Raw genomic sequence first — 17,591 nt, forward strand, 5'->3', positions numbered from 1 at the left:
ACTATCAAAGTATCATATTCCTAAATATTTAGCAATCTTTTTTTAATTTAAGAAAAAATAGTTTGACAATCAAAACATTTTGACTAATAATTAAGAAATCAAGAAGTTATTTTAGCTATTATTTTCTATTTTTTACGACTATCAAATTTTTATCAGAAACAAAGGAGAGTCATTATGTCATTTCTAGAAGGAAAAAAAATCGTCATCATGGGCGTCGCTAACAAAAAAAGCATTGCTTGGGGGTGCGCTGAAGCAATGTTGAAACAAGGGGCAGAGATTATCTATACTTACCAAAATGAACGAATGAAAAAATCATTAGTCAAATTGGTCGGCGAAGAAGCATTCACTGTAGAATGTGATGTTTCTAGCGACGAAAGCATCGAAAAAGCAATGAATGCCATCGGTGAATATGCTGGAGAGATCCACGGCCTTGTCCATGCAGTTGCTTACGCCAACAAAGAAGAATTGTCTGGAAATGTGTCTGATATTTCCAGAGACGGCTATCAATTAGCTCAAGATATCAGTAGCTACTCTTTGATTGCTGTATCAAAATACGCACAACCGTTTCTTGCACCAAATAGCGGAATCGTTAGCATGACTTATCTAGGTTCAGAGCGCGCAATCCCGAATTATAACATGATGGGTATCGCGAAAGCTTCTCTTGAAGCAGCTATCCGTTATTTGGCAGCTGAGTTCTCACCTAAAGGCATCCGAGTCAATGGTATTTCAGCTGGAGCAATCAAAACATTAGCTGTTACAGGGGTTAAGGACTATCAAAAACTGATCCAGTTATCTGAATCTCGTACGCCTGATCAGCAAGGTGTAACGATCGAAGAAGTCGGTAATGCTTGTGCTTTCTTGATCAGTCCTCTTTCCAGCGGGATCATCGGTGATATTATCTACGTTGACAAAGGTGTCCATCTTTCATAATCCTTTTGTTACATTCTTTAAAGTAAAACATATAAAAATCAGGAAAAAACTTTTTAAAGTCTCTTCCTGATTTTTTCTTTTTTTACGTTTTTTCAACTTATTACTTTGAAATTACTCCACGACTTCAATCCAGCCTTCTGGTGCTTCTATGTCCCCGAATTGAATACCTGTCAATTCATCATACAACCGCTTTGTTACTGGTCCTACTTCCGTTTCGCTATAAAATACATGCAGATTATTATTGTGGTAGATCCCACCAATCGGAGAAATAACAGCCGCTGTACCACATGCACCAGCTTCTGCAAATTGATCTAGATCATCAATGAAAATATCTCCTTCTATTGCTTGAAGTCCTAGTCGTTCTTCAGCTAATTGCAGCAAAGAGTATTTCGTGATACTTGGTAAGATAGATGGCGATTGTGGAGTGATGAATTTTCCATCTTTCGTAATCCCAAAGAAATTTGCTGCCCCTACTTCTTCGATTTTCGTGTGTGTGGCTGGATCAAGATAAACACAATCTGAGTAATCCAGTTCTTTTGCTTCTGTTCCTGGAAGTAAACTTGCTGCGTAATTTCCGCCGACTTTTGCTGCGCCTGTTCCCTTAGGAGCAGCACGATCATAATCAGATACAATAAAGTTCGTTGGTTTTAGCCCACCTTTGAAATACGCTCCTACTGGCGTACAGAAGACGACAAATAAGTATTCTGGAGCAGGATGGACACCGATGTTTTCACCGACCCCAATCAGTAAAGGACGCAAGTATAATGTAGCGCCTGTTCCATAGGGAGGCACGAAAGCTTCATTTGCTTTTACCACTTGCTTAACAGCATCAACGAACATTTTTTCAGGGACCATCGGCATCAGCAAGCGTCTAGCACTTTGATTCATCCGCCGACTATTTTGTTCAGGTCGAAAGAGATTGACCTTCCCGTCTTTTCGACGATAAGCTTTTAGACCTTCAAAACATTGCTGACCATAATGAAGCGCTGGAGATCCTTCATGAATCGTCAGGTAATTATCTTCTGTCAATTCCCCTTCTTCCCATTGTCCGTCTTTCCATTTGGCAATGAAACGCCAAGGAGTTTTGATATAAGAAAATCCTAAATTGTTCCAATCGATTTGCATATACTTACCACCTTCGTTATTTTCTCCACATTTTATCATTATCCATATTATTTGTCATTTTATTTTCAGCTTTTTTCCTTCATTATAGTTATTTTTGCTATTTCCTTTTTTGAAAACTTCTTGGTACAATACAGAAAGAATCAAATTTTAGAAAAGAGGATTTTATGTTTTCATTATTAGCAACTGCCGGTACGACAGACTCTTCTGGCGAGACATTGACAGATCAAGCTGTCAGCAAAGTAAATGCGTTTCAGCGGTTTTGGGACGGGATTGATTGGGACGCCATTTTGGCTGCCTTTATCCAAAAAAGTTTATATCTGATTTTTTTGATCGTCCTTTTTTGGATTCTTCACCGTGTGGGAAAATATCTGATTGATAAGTCTTTTAATCAGTATTCTAAAAAAGCCATTCTAAACGAGAGCCGCTTAAAGACTTTACATAGTCTTTTAAATACTATTTTTCATTATACCCTTGGTTTCTTCTTTATCTATGCAATTTTATCTGCTATCGGTGTACCGATCGGTTCACTTTTGGCTGGTGCCGGAATTGCAGGTGTGGCGATCGGCCTTGGTGCACAAGGGTTCATGAGTGATGTTATTACCGGATTTTTTATTATCATGGAACAACAGATGGATGTTGGAGACTACATCAAGTTAGCAAACTTAACGATTGAAGGAACCGTCGTATCTGTTGGTATCCGTACCCTTCAGCTGAAAGCAACGGATGGTACTGTCCATTTCATCCCGAATCGAAACATCACCACGATCAGCAATCTCTCTCGTGCAAATATGCAAGTACTTTTAGATATCCGGATCGTTCCTGAAGAAGGATATGACAAAATCTATGAGATCATTGATCGAGTAAATCAGACATTAGCTGAAAAATACCAAGAAGAGCTTCAAACTGAACCTTCCATCTTTGGTTTAGTGGATCTTGGTAATAGTAATTTTGCTATTCGAACGGTCTGCTACGCATTGAACGGAAAACAATATGCCTTAAAAGAAGAGTTCTTGAGCTCCTATGTCAAAGAATTGACAGCTTCTGGTTTCACGATCCCGAACAGTCCGATTGCTGTCGGAAAATAATTTGGTCAAACGATGCAACGAATCTCACTAAAAAGAGCGTGGGACAAAAGTAAAGAACACTTTTGTCCCACGCTCTAAACACGTATAAACAGCGGAAGCAGAAGCAACTCCTTCGGAAATAAGCTGAAATTCACAAAAATTCGAAAAGCAATTTTCGTGAATTCCTTCTTATTTCTTGGAGTTAAACGCTTCTGTCCCAGCCTCTTTCCTACGATTAGTCAAGTAAAAGGTGTAAGAAAAATAGCTCATAAACGAAAGCGACAAAATCAAGGCACACCAAATAAAGCCTCGTTCGTAAAAAATTTTCGATCTGGGCAAAGAAGTGGTATACTGTAAGTGGTTTAGTTAATGGTCCACTGAGACCGCGTACGCATAGTCGTACTCTGTATGTGCCCTAACCATAGCGTGCATACATTTCAGAAGCTTGTTCATACAAGCAACTGTGGCAACCTTATCTTTCTTAGGGATAGGTTGCTTTTTTAATTTGTAGTAATAATCGACAATATGATTAGGAGCTGCGCGTTGCTGGCGAATCATATTTCGAATGGTGAAGAAAATAATTTTCCGTGCTTTGGGATTACCACGCTTATTGATGCGGTCTTGGCCAGTATACTTACCTGATTGATACCGTCGGATGTCAATTCCGACAAAGGCATTCAATTGTTTATGGGTTTTAAATCGTGTGATATCTCCTAATTCACCGAGCAATAAAGCGGCTGTGAGTGCGCCGATCCCAGGGAACGTTTGGTACAACAAAAAGCAAGGAGAGCCTTCGGCTTTTTTGATCATTTGTGTCGCCAGTGCTTCTTTTTGTTCGAGTAAATCTTGGAGAAGTTCGGCGTAATAAATCGTTTTTTGACAGTGGATACTGTCTTTTTGAACAGCTGGGTAGGCACACTGTGCATAGTGGATGATTTGATCTGCCTTTTGCTCGGCACGATTCGCGGAGATTTTTTTCCGTGTTTCGTTGATTAGTTTATTTTTTATTTTTGTCCGAGTAGATGCCAATACAAAATCTGGATGGGGAAAAAGACGGATCAATGTCAATGCGTAAGGGGTCAGCCTGTTTGAAAAGAACTGTTCAAGCTCTGGAAAAGTCAACTGAAGGCAGTTGTGTAAATCCATGCGCAGACGAGTGATTTTCTTCTCAATCTCTTGATAAAAACGGGCTAAATCGCGCATCTCTAAGTAAAAATTGCTTTGTACTTCTTTTGGCTGACGTTGATTTTTAAGATGAGTCTGTGCGAGCCGGTGGGCATCCGATTTATCTGTTTTCCAACTGCGTAAGGTGCTTTCTTCCATCTGTTTTTTCGCTTCTAACGGGTTTAACAAACAGTAAGAAAAGTGATGATCTTGAAAGAACTTTTCGACTGGTCTGGAATAAATCCCCGTTGCTTCAAAAACAATCAATGGACGTTCAGGCAAGTGCTGGATCTCTTCGAGTAATGCATGAAATCCTCTTTGAGTGTGTTCGATCTCGTCTTCAAATAAGCAGGTGTCGTCTTTGTATAGGACACTGTAGCTGTGTCCCATTGAAACATCTAATGCAAGAATGTAAGGCATTTGTATTCCTCCTTTTTAAGTTTTGAAAGAACTTTACTGCTTCATTTCGATTCCAATTTCCTATACACGGGCCCATGGCCCCAACATACGTAAACCTGATTCTAAAATGACAGTAAAGAAGTTCGGTTTTTGATAGGGACTCGTAGTCCTCAAGGCTTTGTTCGAACTTTCTTTCACTCTTCACTATAATCTAAAAATAGAAAATAGAGGAGAACATCATTCGTCAATGATGTTCCCCTCTAATCTTAGTATGTTTTTCAAGATAAAGTCAAAACTGGTACGCTTTTGTTTCTACTTATTTTTTGATTATCTTTCAGTTTCTCGTTCTTTAGCTCACAATATCGATTTGTTCTTTTAATTCTTCGATTTTCGGAGACAATATATTGCGACGTTCTAATTCATGCACCATGAAGTTTACGGCTTTAAGCAGCTCTTTCCTTGTGATGATTCCTTTGAAAGCCCGTTCTTCTGTGACAACCGGTAAAAAAGGCGAATCAACTAACAAATGGAGTACTTCTTCTAGTTCCCAATTTTCATCAATCGTCGGAACATCCGTTTCTGTTACATCAGCAACTGTTAGTCCTTCTAACGGATCCATGCTGATTGTTTGCAAGTCAATCATTTTATTGACCACATCTGATAAACTTACTAGTCCTACAAAGTGATCATCTTTTCCTAATACAGGAATCTTGGAATAACCGACCTTCGATAAGACAAGTAAACCATGGGATAATGGATGATGATACATAACATTTGCCACATTTTCTGCAGGAATCAAAAACGTTTCCTGATTTTCCAGCAGCATTTCTCTTACTATAGGTCCAATCATCTGATGGCCTCCATTTCTATTTCATTCAACACTACTATTTTACCGAAACCGGATGCAAAATTCACAAAATAAAGCTTATTTTTATTAAAAATTAGAGTTTTTTTATTCAGCGCTCTCTCGAAAAAGAAAAGGCCAACTCTTCAACTGCCTGATGGGCACGGTTATAGTATTGAACAGAAATTTGGTCCTCTAAACTTTCAATAAGAGCATATGATGGGATTTGGATCGGGCCTCTAGGTTGAGAAATGCTTCCAGGATTCAAAAACAGGATTTTCTGATCTATCTCACAGCCTATTTGATGGGTATGACCAAAAAACACCATATCGGCATTTGCAGCTCGAGCTTCGATTGCTAACTGTGTCAAACCAAATCGAACATTCGATAAATGGCCATGAGTCATGAATACTGTATCCTGACCAGTTTGGATCACTTTTTTCTGTTCGAATCCTGGTCCATAATCACAATTACCTTGAACCACTTGGAATGTATCCCATAATGGGTCAGAAGCTTCTAATTCCGAATCACCACAATGGAAAAAGATGTCCACTTCAGAACGATAACGATCTACTAAGTCAACGAGGATATCTCTGTCTCCATGATTATCACTTACTACTAAATACCGCATCTATCTCTCTCCTTCCAGCCATTGTTTCCACTCGGCACTCAATTTTTTCATTGCTTGAGCCCGATGACTGATCTTGTTTTTTTCTTCGCTCGATAATTCTGCTGCTGTTTGTTTCTTACCTTCTGGGATAAATAAAGGATCATACCCAAAGCCATTTTCGCCAGATGGTATACGGGCTACTCGACCGGGCCATTCCGCTTCTACTACGAGGCTGTCTTTTTTGGGTGCCGCGAATACTAATGTACAATGGAATTGTGCTGTTCTTTTTTCATCCGGCACATCTGTCAATTCATATAATAATTTGGCGTTATTCCCCGCATCACTTTTTTGTTCCCCTGCAAAACGTGCAGAATAGATTCCTGGCATACCGCCTAACGCATCCACTTTCAAACCTGAATCATCTGCTAAGACTGGTTGATCAAGCAATTGTGCAATCGTTTCTGCTTTTAATCGGGCATTTTCTTCAAATGTGCTGCCAGTTTCTTCCACATCTGGCAATTCAGGATAGTCAAGTAATGTTTTTACATGATATCCCGCTTCTTTGAACATATTTCGAAACTCTTCTGCTTTTCCTGGATTTCTTGTCGCAATGATAATTGTTTTTGTTTCTTCTATCCGCTCATTATCTTGAGCAAATTCTGTTAGCAAAGCATGTTTTTGCTCTTTGATCAAATCTTCAATCGCGTTTTTTCCAAAAAAGAGCATTTCATTCAACTGTTCTCCATCAAACGTTGCTTCTTCTCCAGTTCCTTGAATCTCCACGAATTTTCCTGATTCTGTCATCACGAGATTCATATCTACAAGCGCTGCGGAATCTTCTTGATAGTCCAAATCTGTCACGCAAGTCCCATCCGGCAAGATCCCTACGCTAACTGCAGCAAGATGCTCTTTGATTGGATCTTCTGACAATTCCTTTTCTCTTAAAAGCTTTTCAATTGCTAGTCTCAACGCGACGAATGCCCCAGTGATGCTAGCTGTTCTAGTTCCGCCATCCGCTTGGATCACATCGCAGTCTATGATGATACTACGCTCTCCCAGCTTTTCCAAGTCTATTACTGCACGCAAGGAGCGACCAATAAGACGCTGGATTTCCATTGTTCTACCAGAAAGTTTTCCTTTGTTGCTTTCTCTACGATTTCTCGTACTCGTTGCTCGAGGTAGCATACTGTATTCAGCTGTTACCCACCCTGTTCCTGTTTCTCTCAAAAAGGGAGGTACAGAATCCTCTACTGTTGCAGAACAAATAACTGTTGTATCACCAAAACGGATCACAACCGATCCCTCTGGATATTTGAAAACATTTGTTTGAAGCTCCAGTTTACGAAGCTCTTGGGCTTTTCTCCCGTCATGACGCATCCTTATTTTCCTCCCAATTCAATATGGTCTACATTTAGGTGTCCGATTCCAAGCCAGTCTTCGGCTATTTCTTGGAAAAGTTTAGCAGATCCTGTTGTATAAAACTGACATAATGTCCGTCCATTTTGCGGTGAATTGCTCAAATGGAAATAATCGAGTAGCATAGATACTTCACCTACTGTTTCTGCTCCAGAATCGATCAGTTGAACATTTTCACCCACTACATTTTGAATGATAGGGCGTAATAATGGATAATGGGTGCATCCCAAAATCAATGTATCGATTTTTTTAGTCGTTAACGGAGCTAATGTTTCTGCCACGATTTTTTTTGCCACAGATGAATGGTATTCATTACTTTCGACAACTGAAACAAATTTGGGACAAGCAAGACTTGTCACAGTCAATTCTGGCACTTTCTCTTTCAGTGCTTTTTCATAAGCTTGACTTTTTACCGTACCAATCGTACCGATAATGCCAACTTGTTTATTTTGTGTTTTTTTTACTGCTGCTCTTGTACCGGGAAGGATCACACCGATGACTGGAATAGAAAGAGCAGCTTTGATTTCTTCTAAAGCAACCGCAGTTGCGGTATTGCAGGCAATCACCAGCATCTTGATTCCTTGCTCCACCAGATAATCCGTCATTTCCCAAGTATACTGGATTACCTGTTCCGCAGGTCTAGGACCATACGGGCAGCGTGCTGTGTCTCCTACAAATAAAATATTTTCATTCGGTAATTGTTTCAGGGCTTCTTTTACTACAGTTAAGCCGCCAACACCTGAATCAATAAATCCGATAGGGCGATTATCTGTCAATCGTATCATCCTTTTTTTCAATAAATTCTATCTTCCCTATTGTGTACTTTTTAGCGTGAATTTTCAAGTGCTCTCACTTGCTTAAAACAATCAAAATCTCTTTTTTTCGAATGGAAAGAGGAAAAGCGGTTGTGACTTAGTTTGCCACAACCGCTAAAAGAATCATCTATTAATAACTGTACCGTCTCTTTTCCAAGTAACCGGAAAGCAGAGAAAGCGCGTAACACACCACGAAGTACATAAGTGTCATGATGATGAACATTGGAAGCACATAATTGGTATTCTGTCCATAAATAATACGTGCCTGATGAGAAAGTTCAGGTAAAGAAATGATTACTGCTAATGATGTATCTTTGATCAGTGAAATCAATTGGCTCACAATTGCCGGGATCATCGATTTGAATGCTTGCGGCAAAACGATCGTCCGCATCGTTTCTACATAAGTCAGTCCCGTTGACAATCCTGCCTCCATCTGCCCTTTCGGAACAGCATTAAGTCCAGCTCGGAAAATTTCCGACAGCATAGCTGATTCAAAGATCGTCAATGCTGCAACAGCAGACCAGAAGATGTTCATCTGGATGCCAATCTGAGGCAAAGCAAAATAAGTGAAGAAAATGATCAATAATAATGGAAGATTTCGTATGATATCGATCACAATACCAAGGATTTTGGACAAGAAAGGGATATTCGCAAAACGAATCACACCTGTCAGACCACCAATCAAGAAACTGAAAATGATCGAAAACAATGAAACTTCAACAGTAACCTTTAATCCTTCCAATAAAAAACGGACATTCATCCATGAAAAAGCGCCGCTAAAATCCATGTATTTCCCCTCCTTCTATGAACGAACCGCCCATTTTTTCTCAAGATAAACCATTAAGTAAGATAACGGCAGCGTGATAACTAAGTAAAATAACCCAACGATGATATACGTATCGAAGGTATTGAATGTTTCACTGGCAATCAAATCTCCTTGATACATCAAATCCAAACCAGCTACGATTGCTAAAATAGACGAGTTTTTCACAAGATTAATAAATTGGTTGCCTAATGGCGGAATAACGATTTTGAATGCTTGGGGCAAAACAATATAACGCATAATTTCTGAATAGGTAAATCCAGAAGACAATCCTGCTTCTGTTTGGCCTTTTGGTACAGTTTGAATCCCTGAACGTACTGTTTCAGCAATAAAAGCGGATGTATAGATAGTCAAGCCAATCGTCCCTGCTTGGAATCCGTCTAGATTAAACCAATAAATAGGTACGACAACATAAAAAAACATCACGATGATCAATAATGGAATGTTTCTAAAAAATTCTACATATGCCTTTGCTAAGGCACTTACTACTTTATTCTTTGATAATTGGAAGATTGCCATCAACGTTCCGATAATCAAACTAAACACAAGTGCTAAGACACTCGAAAACAATGTGATCTTGAACCCGTCGACAAAGATTGGTCCATAAGTCTGTATCAATTCGCTCATTGCCTCTCCCCCCTTACTCTACTTTTCCTTCAGTTTCGTTTGGAAACCATTTTTGATAGATTTTATCGTATGTGCCATCTGCATGCATTTCCTCTAGCGCTTGGTTAACAGCTTTCAAGAAGTTTTCTTGTCCTTTGTTGATCGCAATTCCATAAGGTTCATTAGTAAACGTTCCGCCGACTAACTCGTACTCTGGATTTTCATCTGCAATCCCTAACAAGATCGCATTATCCGTAGTCATCGCGTCTCCCTGGCCAGATTGTAACGCAGTAAATGCTTCTGCATAATTTTCCAATTCCAGAATGTTTGCATCTGGTGCATGCTGTCGGATATTCGCAGCCGACGTAGAACCTTTGACTGCTAGAACTGTTGTAGAAGCATTCAAATCATCTACACTTTTGATTTGGCTTCCCTTCTTTACCAACAAAGCTTGGCCAGCATCGAAATAGACATCTGAAAAATCGACTTGTTTTTTTCGTTCATCTGTGATCGTCATCGTCGCAATAATCGCATCGATGTTTCCGTTTTTCAATAACGGGATCCGCGTTTTAGAAGTGACTTCAACAAATTCCGCTTTTCCATTCTCACCAAGGATCTTTTCAGTGATTGCTTTTGCAATATCTACATCAAATCCTTGTACGGTTCTGCTCTCAATATCCATCATTCCAAATAATCGAGTATCATATTTGACACCCCAGCTGATTTCATTGGTAGATTTGCTTCGCTCTAAAATATCTTCATTTGCCAACCCATTTCCTTTACATCCGGCTAGTGCAAGAAAAGCAATGCCTAAAAGGAAAATCAGGCGTATTTTTTTAAACCTGCGCATCTTTTTCCTCCTATCAATGATTGATAACTTTACTGATAAATTGCTGTGCTCGGACTTCATTTGGATTTTCGAAAAAGTCTCTCACATTTCTGCTATCTTCCAATACTTCTCCGTCAGCCATGAAGATGACACGATCCGCAACTTCTTTGGCAAAGCCCATTTCATGCGTCACGACAATCATTGACATGCCGTCATGCGCCAATTTTTTCATGACGTCCAATACATCACCAATCATTTCCGGATCCAAAGCAGAAGTAGGTTCATCAAACAGCAGCATCTCAGGATTCATCGCTAAACCTCTGGCGATTGCCACCCGTTGCTGTTGTCCACCGGATAACATGGAAGGATAAGAATCTTTCTTATCTAACATATTGACAGTTTTCAGAAATTTCTCCGCGTTTTTGACTGCAGTTGCCTGGTCTTGCTTTAACACTTTGATTGGTGCTAATGTAATATTTTCCAGAACGGTTTTATTAGGATACAAATTGAAATGCTGGAAAACCATGCCGATATTCTTTCGGACTTCTGTCAACTTTGTCTTTTTATCATGCAAGTCAGTATCATTAATTAGTAGCTTACCTGAAGAAATCGTCTCTAATCCATTGATACAGCGAAGCATCGTGCTCTTTCCTGAACCAGAAGGACCAATGACAACGACAACTTCTCCTTTCTCGAATTCGAGATTGATATTTTTTAATGCGTGGAACTTGCCATAATATTTATCCACGTGATCAAATTTAATCATTGCCATAGAATTACACTCCCATTATTATTTAGTAAGATTTCTTTTAAAGATGTATAATAAAATACATTATATCTGATAGTTTAGTAATTTGTAAAGTTTCTTAGAACGTTTATTCTCCCATAAATATTTCTTTCATTTCTAATCTATTAGTTATTTTATCCTCTTTCCTTGTTTTTTCCTTAGGAACTGTTGTTTCTTGTCAGGAAAAACGGTAAGATATTAAGTGCTCAGACTTACAAATCGTAAAGAGGTGTCTTTTTTGAAAAATATTATTTTAACGGGAGATCGACCAACTGGGAAGCTGCATTTAGGGCATTACGTCGGTTCTCTAAAAACCCGAGTGGCTATGCAAGCAGACGAAGACAACCAACTGTTTGTCATGATTGCTGACATGCAAGCACTGACCGATAATGCTAAAAATCCTGAGAAGGTTTCATCAAATGTCTTGCAAGTTGCTTTAGACTATTTAGCCGTGGGATTAGATCCTGCAAAATCTACTTTATTTATCCAATCACAAATTCCGGAATTAGCTGAGTTAACCATGTATTATTTGAACTTAGTCAGCGTAGGACGCGTTCGGCGCAATCCGACTGTCAAAACAGAAATCGAACAAAAGAAATTCGGTGAAAGCGTGCCTACAGGATTCTTTATCTATCCTGTTTCTCAAGCAGCTGATATCACTGCATTCAAAGCGAATCTCGTACCTGTTGGCGAGGATCAAAAACCAATGTTAGAGCAGACACAGGAAATCGTACAAAGCTTCAATCATACATATGGTGAAGTCTTGGTGGAACCGAAAGGCGTATTCCCACCAAAAGGAATGGGTAGGTTACCTGGAATCGATGGAAATGGCAAAATGAGTAAATCGTTAGGAAACGGTATTTATATCTCCGATCCTGCCGATGTCTTACAGAAAAAAGTTATGAGTATGTATACTGATCCAAACCACATCCATGTACAAGATCCTGGACAAGTAGAAGGGAATATGGTCTTCACCTACTTGGATGTATTCGGAACAGATAAAGAAGCAATTGAAGAAATGAAAGCTCATTACCGCCGCGGCGGACTTGGTGATGTAAAGATCAAACGATACCTCATTGATGTATTGGAAGCTGAATTTGCACCGATCCGCGCACGCCGAGAAGAATTGGAAAAAGATCCTTCAGCTGTTATGGAAATCTTGCGTAAAGGTAGTGAAGAAGCTGCTAAAGTAGCTGCACAAACACTTTCTGAAGTAAAATCAGCAATGGGAATCAATTACTTCCATTAATACATCGGTGAATCCATCTTAGTGACATCATTACCAAACACAAAAAACCGAACAATAGTTGAGTAGCTGCTTACTTGCATGCGTACGCTCTCTATCGTTCGGTTTTTTGATGTTCAAAAGCAGAATCAGAGACTTTCACTTTAGTTGAAATAATTGGCCAGTTCTTAGTCCGTGACGACTTGTTTGTCGATCACTTGATTGGTTTCTTCAAGAAGTGTCGTATACTGCTTTTCATAGTTGGTCAGTTTTTTCAATGCATCTTCGTATTCATTGATTGGCTGAGTGGCGACCACAGCTTCAGTGACATTCCCTTTTTCAAGTGCGGATATTTTGTTCAGCTATCGTCAAAGAAGGGCCAAAAGCTGTGTCCCCCTCATTTTTAGTGGTAGTTTTTTTATAGATTTTCTAATATTCCTTTTCTTACTAAATAGTTCCTTTATTCTCCATATTTAATGAAGTGTTTAAGATATTTATATAAGGTAAACAAAGAATATACTATCGCTATTACAATTACTGGAATGATTAAAAATCTAGTTTGAATATCAAAAAAACACTAAAATATAAACGATTAGTAAAAAGCCTCCTACAAAAAAAGCAATAGATGAAGCTCCTAATGCACCTTTTTTTGAACTTCAATCGGTTTATCTTTAAAAGTATTCCCAGCAACTATTCCATACCATTTGCCTCTTCTAAGTTGAATACCAACGATTATTAATAAAAGACCAAGAACAACTAACATGAACACCACTACCACCTCCTTTAATCTCTGAAGTAGCCACGTGCAAAACGTCTGAAATTCAATTAATGATACACTAAGAAAAAATGGTTGGGATTACCACCTCGGCCATTTTTCCATATTCAGCAGATTAAATGTCATGAATTCTTATCCAATAAACCTCTTATTAGTATATAGCCAAAACTGTTCTTTGAAAATTAGCGATAAAAATAATGATTTTCCTGTTCATTTAAAATCTAATTACTTGTGTAATAAAACTCTCCCTTTTCAATTTCATCTTCTCTTTTTTATCATACTTACATAGCAGTGTTATTGATAGTCTTTCACTGTGAATACGACGGCTCGATACCTACCTATTTTTCTGATTTTAGAAATTTATGGAATCTACCTGAAAAATAAAAAAGAGCAGAACCGAAGATGGATCTGCTCAAGTATCTATTCTATATATATAAGTGTTTTAAAAAAATTTTTTAAAAGCATGGACGACTGATAACTATTTTGCTTCTAACTTTTAACGAATACTTGCTCCAAGTGTTTCTGTCAAAGCTTTTGTTACCTTATCCATTGCTTTATTGATTTCTTCATCTGTCAATGTTGCTTCAGGATTGACGAATGTCAGGCTATAAGCCATGGATTTATGTCCTTTTTCGATGTTTTCTCCTTGATAGACATCAAATAATTGGATATCTGTTAAAAATCTTCCGGCAGCAGAATGGATCACTTCTGTTAATTCCTGATTTGTCACAGTTTCTTTTACAAGCAAAGCGATATCTCGGCTGACTGCTGGGAATTTTGTCACTGCTTCAAAAACGATTTCTTTTTGGGCAGCTTCCACTACAGCAGATAAATCAAACTCAGCAACATATGTTTCTGGAATATCATAACTTTTGGCAATTGTCGGATGCACTTGACCGACAAAACCGATGAATTGTTCGCCAAGGTAAATCGCAGCTGTTCTTCCAGGATGCATTTCTTTTATTTCTGTCACCGTTTGATAATGGATATCTTCATGGATACCTAGTTGTTCAAATAAGTTTTCTAAAAGACCTTTGATGGTGAAAAAGTCTACGTTTTGTGCTTTCGTCTGCCAATCTTTTTCTTCCCAAATACCAGAAATAGCGATGGCTGCATGTTTTATTTCTTGTGGCAGATGTGTGCGCGGATCATTTTCTTGGAAGAATACCCGACCAATTTCATATAAAGCAATCTCTGTATTTTTTCGAGCAGTGTTATAACTGATATCATCTAATAGTCCGCTGATCAAATTCATTCGTAATACAGAACGTTCTTCGCTCATTGGCCAGTCCAAACGTGTAATATTACTTTCTTTTATAACAAACTGTCTTGATTTTTCTTCTGTTGTCAATGCATAACTGATGGCTTCGCTCAATCCGCTTCCTTCAAAGATTGTACGAATTTTACGAGTAGTTTCTTGTTCTTTTGACAAGCTTCCAGCAACCGTTTCTCCACTTGGAAGAGTAGATGGCAACTGATCGTATCCATAAATACGAGCAACTTCTTCGATAATGTCTGCTTCGATTTGGATATCCCATCGTCTTGGTGGTACGACTACGGAATAAACATGATCCTTTTCTTCATAGCTAAATCCAAGTGCTTCAAAAATCTCATTTACTTCTTTAACGACAAGAGATGTTCCTAAATATTGATTGATGCGTTCAAGTGAAATCTTCACTGATACGTCTTCTGCTTTGATCTCTGAACCTTTGACCGCACCTTGTAGAACTTCCCCACCTGCAAGAGAAACGATCATTGCTGCAGCAACCTCACTGGCTTCTCCAACAGTTGCATGGTTGATCCCTTTTTCAAAGCGTGCAGAAGATTCGCTACGCAAATTAAATTGTTTTGCTGTACGACGGATCGAAATTGGATCAAACAAAGCAGATTCCAGTGCCACTGTTGTTGTTTCATTCGTAATCTCTGAATCTAATCCACCCATGACACCAGCCAAAGCAACTGGTTCTTTGCCATTAGTGATGACAAGATTGTCAGTTGTCAATTCCCGAGATTCTCCATCTAACGTGACTAATGTCTCATTTTCTTTTGCATGACGGACAAGGATCTCATTTGATTTCAATTTGTCGTAGTCAAATGCATGTAGTGGTTGTCCGAATAAAAGCAAAATATAGTTCGTCACATCTACTACATTGTTGATTGGGCGGATGCCTTCATTCATCAAAAGATTTTGCAGCCATTGAGGACTTGGTTGGATGTTTACTCCTTCAATGATGCGGATTTGATAGGCAGGAACGACTTCTTTATCTTCAACTGTCACTTTGATTCTATCGCTAGCAAGTTGTGATGATTCTACTAATTTCTCGTCATCAAATGTAGGCGTCTGACGATAGATTGCCCCAACTTCATAAGCTACGCCACGCATTGACAATGCATCTGCACGATTTGGTGTGATAGACAATTCAATGATCGAATCATCCATATCTAAATAAGAAAAAACTGGATCGCCATTTACAGCTTCTTGTGGCATATAATAGATACCTTCAGCGTATTCTTTCGGTATAACACTGTCTGAATAGCCAATTTCTTGTAACGAGCAAATCATGCCATTTGATACTTGACCACGCATTTTCCCTTTTTTGATCTTCACATTTCCAGCAATCCGTGAGTTAGGAAGCGCAACGATTACTTTGATTCCGACCTTCACATTAGGCGCTCCGCAAACGATTTGAGACAGTTCGTCTTCACCAATATCGACTTGACAAATAGAAAGGTGATCAGAATCTGGATGTGGTACACATTCCTTGACTTCACCGACAACGATTTTTTTCAAGCCTTCTTCTGGAACCGTGATTCCCTCGACTTCGATTCCTGTTACAGACATTTTATCCGCTAATTCTTTTGGTGTTACATTCGATAAATCCACATAACGATTAAGCCATTTATATGAAACTAACATCTTCTTACTCCCCCTTGAACTGACTTAAGAAACGTAAGTCATTTTGATAGAAATTACGGATATCATTCACTCCATACCGCAACATAGCTACGCGGTCTGGTCCAAGGCCGAAAGCAAAGCCTGAATATTCTTCTGGATCGATTCCTGACATCTTCAACACATTCGGGTGCACCATGCCAGCTCCTAAAATCTCGATCCATCCAGTGTATTTACATACGTTACAACCGGCACCACCACATTTGAAACAGCTGACATCTACTTCTACTGATGGCTCCGTAAATGGGAAATAACTTGGACGCAAACGGATTTCACGATCTTCCCCAAACATTTTTTTCATTACGACTTCTAATGTTCCTTTAAGGTCGCCCATCGTGATGTTTTTATCAACAACTAGCCCTTCAATTTGATGGAACTGATGGCTGTGGGTCGCATCATCTGTATCTCTGCGGAAAACTTTTCCTGGCGAAATCATTCGTAGAGCACCCTTAGAGAAATCATGCTTTTCCATTGTCCGCGCTTGGACTGGTGAAGTATGTGTCCGAATCAATATCTCGTCTGAAATATAGAAAGTATCTTGCATGTCCCTTGCCGGATGGTCTTTTGGCAGGTTCATCCGTTCGAAATTGTAATGGTCAGACTCTACTTCGTAACCTTCTACGATCTGATACCCCATACCTACAAAAATATCTTCAATTTCTTCCATGATTTGCGTCACGATATGACGTGTACCATGCTTTACTTTTCTACCAGGCAATGTCACGTCTACTGTTTCTTTTGCCAAAGCTGCATTTAACGCTTCTTCTTCTAATACTTGTTTTTTTCGCTCTATTTCTTCTGTCAAAAGGTCTCGGATCTCATTTGCGAAACTTCCGACTTTTGGACGTTCTTCTGGACTTAGGTCTTTCATCCCACGCAATACTTCTGTGATCGGTCCTTTTTTTCCTAACGTTTCAACACGTATTTGATTTAATTCTTTTAAATCTTGTGCCGCCGTGATTTTGACGATTGTTTCTTCTTTCAAGCTCTCTAATTGTGCTTGTAAAGACATGTGCTTGTTCCTCCTTTAAATTCCAAATACAAAACAAAAAGACCTCATTCCTGTTAAGGAACGAGGTCTTCGCGTTACCATCCTAATTTGCGGATAAATAAACTTACACCGCACTCTTACTTCGTTAACGACAGTTGCCGGTCTGATAATGATCAGACGAACTCGGAAAGTGAACTTCATTTTTCAAACACAGGATCTGTTTTCAGTCTGTGAC

Annotated in this window: 17 protein-coding genes and 1 other annotated feature (1 of these 18 only partly in view); of the genes, 3 read left to right on the top strand and 14 right to left on the bottom strand. The window is 39.0% G+C overall.

The annotated features are described in order from the left end of the window. The first annotated feature begins 174 nt into the window (after positions 1 to 174). Positions 175 to 930, top strand: coding sequence for an enoyl-ACP reductase FabI (gene fabI, locus IGK53_RS07025; protein ID WP_002295795.1), 756 nt, complete (start codon positions 175 to 177; stop codon positions 928 to 930). Between the two features lie 111 nt (positions 931 to 1,041). Here the strand turns inward: fabI and IGK53_RS07030 are convergent, their stop codons facing one another. Next, positions 1,042 to 2,094 (bottom strand): branched-chain amino acid aminotransferase, encoded by a 1,053-nt coding sequence (locus IGK53_RS07030; RefSeq protein ID WP_002316226.1) that lies wholly within the window; start codon positions 2,092 to 2,094, stop codon positions 1,042 to 1,044. Between the two features lie 125 nt (positions 2,095 to 2,219). Here IGK53_RS07030 and IGK53_RS07035 point away from each other — a divergent pair, with 125 nt between their 5' ends. Then, on the top strand, positions 2,220 to 3,140 hold the full coding sequence (locus IGK53_RS07035) for a mechanosensitive ion channel family protein (RefSeq protein ID WP_002329150.1): 921 nt from the start codon (positions 2,220 to 2,222) through the stop codon (positions 3,138 to 3,140). Positions 3,141 to 3,485: 345 nt separating this feature from the next. Here IGK53_RS07035 and IGK53_RS07040 read toward each other — a convergent pair whose 3' ends face one another. From IGK53_RS07040 to IGK53_RS07080, 9 genes are all read right to left on the bottom strand, one after another. After that, positions 3,486 to 4,703, bottom strand: coding sequence for an IS110 family transposase (locus tag IGK53_RS07040; protein ID WP_002329539.1), 1,218 nt, complete (start codon positions 4,701 to 4,703; stop codon positions 3,486 to 3,488). A 328-nt stretch (positions 4,704 to 5,031) separates the two neighbouring features. After that, positions 5,032 to 5,532 carry a cyclic-di-AMP-binding protein CbpB gene (cbpB, locus tag IGK53_RS07045; RefSeq protein WP_002292972.1) on the bottom strand — a complete coding sequence of 167 codons (501 nt, stop codon included), beginning with the start codon at positions 5,530 to 5,532 and terminating at the stop codon, positions 5,032 to 5,034. A gap of 106 nt (positions 5,533 to 5,638) precedes the next feature. Then, on the bottom strand, positions 5,639 to 6,157 hold the full coding sequence (locus tag IGK53_RS07050; RefSeq protein ID WP_430604676.1) for a metallophosphoesterase: 519 nt from the start codon (positions 6,155 to 6,157) through the stop codon (positions 5,639 to 5,641). Further along, positions 6,158 to 7,513, bottom strand: coding sequence for a ribonuclease PH (rph, locus tag IGK53_RS07055; RefSeq protein ID WP_002329148.1), 1,356 nt, complete (start codon positions 7,511 to 7,513; stop codon positions 6,158 to 6,160). Between the two features lie 2 nt (positions 7,514 to 7,515). Next, positions 7,516 to 8,337, bottom strand: coding sequence for a glutamate racemase (racE, locus tag IGK53_RS07060; protein WP_016629245.1), 822 nt, complete (start codon positions 8,335 to 8,337; stop codon positions 7,516 to 7,518). Between the two features lie 160 nt (positions 8,338 to 8,497). Beyond that, positions 8,498 to 9,154, bottom strand: coding sequence for an amino acid ABC transporter permease (locus IGK53_RS07065; protein ID WP_002292958.1), 657 nt, complete (start codon positions 9,152 to 9,154; stop codon positions 8,498 to 8,500). Positions 9,155 to 9,169: 15 nt separating this feature from the next. Next, positions 9,170 to 9,817: an amino acid ABC transporter permease gene (locus tag IGK53_RS07070; protein ID WP_002288038.1), complete on the bottom strand. Its 648-nt coding sequence runs from the start codon at positions 9,815 to 9,817 to the stop codon at positions 9,170 to 9,172. Between the two features lie 13 nt (positions 9,818 to 9,830). Beyond that, positions 9,831 to 10,646: a transporter substrate-binding domain-containing protein gene (locus IGK53_RS07075; RefSeq protein ID WP_002292956.1), complete on the bottom strand. Its 816-nt coding sequence runs from the start codon at positions 10,644 to 10,646 to the stop codon at positions 9,831 to 9,833. A gap of 13 nt (positions 10,647 to 10,659) precedes the next feature. Further along, on the bottom strand, positions 10,660 to 11,397 hold the full coding sequence (locus IGK53_RS07080) for an amino acid ABC transporter ATP-binding protein (protein ID WP_002288042.1): 738 nt from the start codon (positions 11,395 to 11,397) through the stop codon (positions 10,660 to 10,662). A 253-nt stretch (positions 11,398 to 11,650) separates the two neighbouring features. Here IGK53_RS07080 and trpS point away from each other — a divergent pair, with 253 nt between their 5' ends. Then, positions 11,651 to 12,661: a tryptophan--tRNA ligase gene (trpS, locus tag IGK53_RS07085; RefSeq protein ID WP_002288045.1), complete on the top strand. Its 1,011-nt coding sequence runs from the start codon at positions 11,651 to 11,653 to the stop codon at positions 12,659 to 12,661. 164 nt (positions 12,662 to 12,825) lie between these two features. On the opposite strand, the gene IGK53_RS07090 is transcribed toward trpS, so the two are convergent. The 4 genes from IGK53_RS07090 to pheS all read right to left on the bottom strand — a co-directional run bounded on the left by IGK53_RS07090 (position 12,826) and on the right by pheS (position 17,377). After that, a complete protein-coding gene (locus IGK53_RS07090; protein WP_002292953.1) occupies positions 12,826 to 12,954 on the bottom strand; it encodes a hypothetical protein in 129 nt (42 codons plus the stop codon). A 317-nt stretch (positions 12,955 to 13,271) separates the two neighbouring features. Next, positions 13,272 to 13,406: a hypothetical protein gene (locus tag IGK53_RS07095; RefSeq protein WP_002292952.1), complete on the bottom strand. Its 135-nt coding sequence runs from the start codon at positions 13,404 to 13,406 to the stop codon at positions 13,272 to 13,274. A gap of 502 nt (positions 13,407 to 13,908) precedes the next feature. After that, on the bottom strand, positions 13,909 to 16,329 hold the full coding sequence (gene pheT, locus IGK53_RS07100) for a phenylalanine--tRNA ligase subunit beta (RefSeq protein WP_002329147.1): 2,421 nt from the start codon (positions 16,327 to 16,329) through the stop codon (positions 13,909 to 13,911). Positions 16,330 to 16,333: 4 nt separating this feature from the next. Beyond that, entirely contained in the window at positions 16,334 to 17,377 is a 1,044-nt protein-coding gene (gene pheS, locus IGK53_RS07105) for a phenylalanine--tRNA ligase subunit alpha (protein ID WP_002292949.1), read from the bottom strand. 53 nt (positions 17,378 to 17,430) lie between these two features. Further along, positions 17,431 to 17,591: a binding site (T-box leader), on the bottom strand; it runs 53 nt beyond the window's last position.

This window comes from Enterococcus sp. DIV1224 (assembly GCF_050555455.1).
Taxonomy (GTDB): domain Bacteria; phylum Bacillota; class Bacilli; order Lactobacillales; family Enterococcaceae; genus Enterococcus_B; species Enterococcus_B lactis.